We start from the raw sequence: 4,379 nt of genomic DNA on the forward strand, positions 1-4,379 counted from the left end.
GAGAGTGGGGCCTCTGGGGCCAACGCCTGACCGGGTTCAGTGGGTTTGAGGAAAAGCGCGTTGTCACAGACCACGCCTACAAACTTGCCATCGGCATAAAGCCCGTATTCGCCAAACATCGGGCGCGCCGAAAGCCCGGCCTCTGCGGCCTGTTCGAGAAGATAGGCGATAGAGGCGGCATCGGTTGCCATGATCAGAACTGGTGTCGCGCGCGAAGTGCCGCGAGGATCGTGCCATCGTCGAGATAATCAAGCTCGCCGCCAATCGGCACGCCTTGCGCCAGCCCGGTAACGCTGACGCCAGATCCTGCCAATGCATCGGCGATATAATGCGCGGTGGTCTGCCCTTCGACGGTGGCGTTGAGCGCCAAGATCACTTCGCGCACCCCTTCGGCGGGGATGCGCGCCAGCAGGCGCGGGATGCCCAAATCTTCTGGGCCGACCGCTTCGAGCGCCGAAAGCGTGCCGCCAAGCACATGGTAGCGGCCCTTAAAGGCGCGGCCGCGTTCAATCGCCCAAAGGTCGGCCACGTCCTCAACAACGCAGATTTCGCCGGACGCGCGCGCCGGGTTGGCGCAGATGTCGCAAAGATCGGAAGTGGCAAAGTTGCCGCAAGTGGCACATTCGCGCACCGTTTCCGCGACATGCGCCATCAGCGTGGCCAAGGGCGTCATCAGCGGGCCGCGCTTGCGGATCAGGTAAAGTGCTGCGCGGCGCGCCGAACGGGGGCCAAGCCCGGGCAGACGCGCCAGAAGCGCGATCATGGCCTCGATCTCGTCGGTGGCGCTGTTCACGCGTTCCTCACAGCGGCAGGTCCATGTCAGGCGGCAGGCCCATTTCAGTGGCGATCTTGCGCATTTCCTGCTGGCTGCGTTCGGCGGCGCGTTTTTGCACATCCTTGATCGCGGCAAGGATCAGGTCTTCGACCACCTCGCGGTCTTCGGCCTTAAAGATCGACGGGTCGATATGCAGTGCGGTCAACACGCCCTTGGCGTTCGCCTCGGCGCGCACAAGGCCCGCGCCGCTTTCGCCCTGCACGGTGATGCGCGTCAATTCTTCTTGCAGCGCGGCCATGCGCGCCTGCGCGTCTTTCGCGGCCTTCATCATCTTGGCCATGTCGCCCATGCCGCCCAAGCCCTTGAACATGCGAATCTCCTTAGTCGTTTTCGAAGGGGTCCCAATCGTCGCCCGCAGCCATCGCCGGGTCAGCCTCGGCGGCGTCAGGCGCGGCATCTGGGTTTGTGATACCGACAAAGCGTGCGTCGGGGAAGGCTGCGAAAAGCGCCTGCACCACCGGATTTTGCAGTGCCTGTTCTTCGATGGCGCGCTGGCCTTCGTCGCGCTCTTCGGCAATGGTCTTGCCACCGCCGCTGGAGGTGACCGAGACGCCCCAACGCGCACCAGTCCAGCCTTGCAGCCGCGATGCAAGCGTGGCGGCAAGATCGGGCGGGGCGTCATGGGCCGGTTCAAACTCGATCCGGCCATGGCTGTAGCGCACAAGGCGCAGATGGGTTTCAACGTCGATCAGCAGGCGCACATCGCGCATCCGGCGGATCAGCGCCAGCACATCTTCAAAACGTTCATAGCGCGCCAACGCGGTTTCTGGCGCTGCGGCAAGTGCCGTGGCTCCGCCGCCCGCCATTGGCGCAGGCGCACGCGGTGCCGGGGCGTAAACCGCGCGCTCTCCCCCGCCCTGTGACGGGGAAGGGGCGGCTGGTGCGGGCGCGGCGCTGCGCGGTGCGCCCTGTTGCAGCCGTTTCACCAGCGCGCCGGGGTCGGGCAGATCGGCCACATGCGTCAGCCGGATCAGCGCCATTTCGGCGGCCATCATGGCGTTGGGTGCCAAAGACACCTCATCAAGCGCTTTCAGCAGCATCTGCCAAAGCCGGGTCAGCACGCGCATTGGCACCGCATCCGCCATTGCCTGACCGCGCACGCGTTCGGCGGGGGCGATGGTCGGGTCTTCGGCAGCCTCGGGCGTGATCTTGATGACCGAGACCCAATGCGTGATTTCCGCCAGATCGCGCAGCACCGCAATCGGGTCCGCGCCATCGGCATATTGCGCGCCCAGTTCGGCCAGCGCCTCGGCGGCCTGCCCCTTCAGCACCATGTCGAACAGATCGAGCACCCTGCCGCGGTCGGCCAGCCCAAGCATCGCGCGCACCTGATCGGTGCCAGTGACGCCGGCACCATGCGCAATCGCCTGATCCATCAGGCTCATCGCGTCGCGCACGCTGCCTTCGGCGGCGCGGGTGATAAGCGCGAGCGCATCGGGGGCAATCTCGGCGCCTTCCTTGGCGGCGATGGCAGTGAGGTGGGCGATCATCACCTCAGGCTCGATGCGGCGCAGATCAAAGCGCTGGCAGCGCGACAGCACGGTTACCGGAACCTTGCGGATTTCGGTGGTGGCGAAGATGAACTTTACATGCGGAGGTGGCTCTTCCAAGGTTTTCAGCAACGCGTTGAAGGCGTTGTTGGACAGCATGTGCACTTCGTCGATGATGTAGACCTTGTAGCGCGCCGAGGCGGATCGGTATTGCACGCTTTCGATGATGTCGCGAATGTCGGCCACGCCGGTGCGGCTGGCCGCGTCCATTTCCAGCACATCGACATGGCGGCCTTCGGCAATGCTGCGGCAATGTTCGCAAACGCCGCAAGGTTCGGTGGTGGGGGTGCCGTTGCCATCGGCACCGATGCAGTTGAGGCCTTTGGCGATAATGCGGGCGGTGGTGGTTTTGCCCACCCCGCGCACCCCGGTCAGGATGAAGGCATGTGCGATGCGGTCGGTCGCGAAGGCGTTGCGCAGGGTGCGCACCATCGCCTCTTGGCCGATCAGATCGGCAAAGCTGGCGGGGCGGTATTTGCGGGCGAGGACCTGATAGCCTTGCGCGGTGGGTTCGGACATGGAGCCTCGCGGGATTCGGTGCAGCCGTCAGGTTAGGCCGGGGGGGGCGCGGCGTCCAGCCTGCGGGGGCCGCGCTTGGGCGATCACTCGCGCAACCGTGCCTTATCTTGCTTGGCCGACTTGATCATGCGACCAACAACGCGCCCCTTGCGCCGCGCCTCGGATTTGCTGAGCGCGATGGCTTCATCTTCGCGGCGCAGCTTTTGCCAACGGCCAAGACGCGCGGCATCCAATGTGCCTGCGGCGACTGCGGCCCTGATGGCGCAGCCCGGCTCGTGCTCGTGCGCGCAATCGCGAAACCGGCAGGTCGCGGCCAGCGCCTCTATATCGTCGAACAGTTCGGCAATGCCCTCGGTCGCGTCGATCAGCGCCAGTTCGCGCATACCCGGCATGTCGATGACCATGCCACCACCGGGCACAAGGTGCAGGGCGCGCGCGGTGGTGGTGTGGCGGCCCTTGGCGTCGTCTTCACGGATGCCTTGGGTTGCAATGGCAAGGCCGGTCATCGCGTTCACAAGCGTGGATTTGCCCACGCCGGAGGAGCCTGCAAAGGCCACCGTCTTTCCCGGCCCGCACCAGCCGCCAAGCGCCGCCACCGCATCGGGCGATTTGGCGTTGACCGTAACCGCCGCCTCGACATGGGGCGAAATCGCGCGGGCGCGGGCAAGATAGTCCGCAGCATCGGCGGCCAGATCGGCCTTGGTCAGCACGATCACGGGGCTGACGCCTGCATCGAGTGCGAGTGCGACATAGCGTTCCAGCCGGGCCGGGTTGAAATCGGCGTTGCACGAAGAAACGATGAACAAGGTATCGACATTCGCGGCAATCAGTTGCGTGCGGGTATCGGTTCCTGCTGCCTTGCGTGTCAAAAGCGAACGGCGATCAAGCACGCGGCTAATACGCGCCGATGCCGGTTCGGCCAGCACCCAGTCCCCCACGGCGACTTCGCCGGCGCTGAGCCCGGGGGGAAATTGCAGCGTTATCGCCCCTGCCTCGCCCAGACCGGTGGCGCGGCTGCGCTCGACCCCGCTTAGCCTGAGTGGCACCAGATCGCCCTCGTCCGCGCCTATTTGCGCTGCGAGATCGCTGGACCAGCCGAGTGTTTCAAGGGCAATGGGTGTTGGCGTCATGGCGGCCAAAATGGCATAGCCGCAGCAGTTCCGCATCCAAAATGCGCACGGCCAGATCGCGGGGCGCGCAAGCAAGGATCAGCGCGACAAAGCGGCCACACCCAAAGGGGGGATGCGCCGATCGCCGCTACTTGGCGCATTCCCGGCAGCGCATGATCGTCGGATCAAAGTCGAGCCGCTTTTCTCCGATGAACGCACAGCAGGCGTCGCACCAGCCAAAGTCGTCGCAATCAATGCGCCGGATGGCGGCTTCAAGCGCGTGGATGCGCGCATAGCGGCGGGTGTCTTGGGCGGCCGCCATGGCCTGTTGCTGCATGGCGTCCATGCGCGACAGGCGCCCGACAC

Annotated in this window: 5 protein-coding genes and 1 pseudogene; all 6 read right to left on the minus strand. The window is 65.3% G+C overall.

Annotated elements, in window-relative coordinates; translation table 11 throughout:
- Window positions 1–191, minus strand: a 191-nt coding sequence (locus ABY403_RS14005) for a TfoX/Sxy family protein (RefSeq protein ID WP_372841445.1), incomplete at its 3' end; no start/stop codon positions are given.
- 2 nt (window positions 192–193) lie between these two features.
- Window positions 194–793, minus strand: coding sequence for a recombination mediator RecR (recR, locus tag ABY403_RS14010; RefSeq protein ID WP_372841446.1), 600 nt, complete (start codon window positions 791–793; stop codon window positions 194–196).
- Between the two features lie 7 nt (window positions 794–800).
- Complete coding sequence (locus tag ABY403_RS14015; RefSeq protein WP_372841447.1) at window positions 801–1,145, minus strand: YbaB/EbfC family nucleoid-associated protein; 345 nt, start codon at window positions 1,143–1,145, stop codon at window positions 801–803.
- Window positions 1,146–1,155: 10 nt separating this feature from the next.
- Entirely contained in the window at window positions 1,156–2,904 is a 1,749-nt protein-coding gene (locus ABY403_RS14020; protein ID WP_372841448.1) for a DNA polymerase III subunit gamma/tau, read from the minus strand.
- Window positions 2,905–2,987: 83 nt separating this feature from the next.
- The gene (rsgA, locus tag ABY403_RS14025; protein WP_372841449.1) at window positions 2,988–4,070 is read right to left on the minus strand and encodes a ribosome small subunit-dependent GTPase A; all 1,083 of its coding nucleotides are present in this window, start codon (window positions 4,068–4,070) and stop codon (window positions 2,988–2,990) included.
- A 91-nt stretch (window positions 4,071–4,161) separates the two neighbouring features.
- Window positions 4,162–4,379, minus strand: a pseudogene (locus tag ABY403_RS14030) (TraR/DksA family transcriptional regulator); the annotation flags it as partial.

The sequence above is a fragment of the Phaeovulum sp. genome (assembly GCF_041596715.1).
Taxonomy (GTDB): Bacteria; Pseudomonadota; Alphaproteobacteria; order Rhodobacterales; family Rhodobacteraceae; genus UBA6213.

Coding starts and splice junctions, on each gene's coding strand:
- ABY403_RS14020 (WP_372841448.1), bottom strand. CDS start 2,904: ATGTCCGAACCCACCGCGCAAGGCTATCAGGTCCTCGCCCGCAAATAC.
- ABY403_RS14015 (WP_372841447.1), bottom strand. CDS start 1,145: ATGTTCAAGGGCTTGGGCGGCATGGGCGACATGGCCAAGATGATGAAG.
- rsgA (WP_372841449.1), bottom strand. CDS start 4,070: ATGCGGAACTGCTGCGGCTATGCCATTTTGGCCGCCATGACGCCAACA.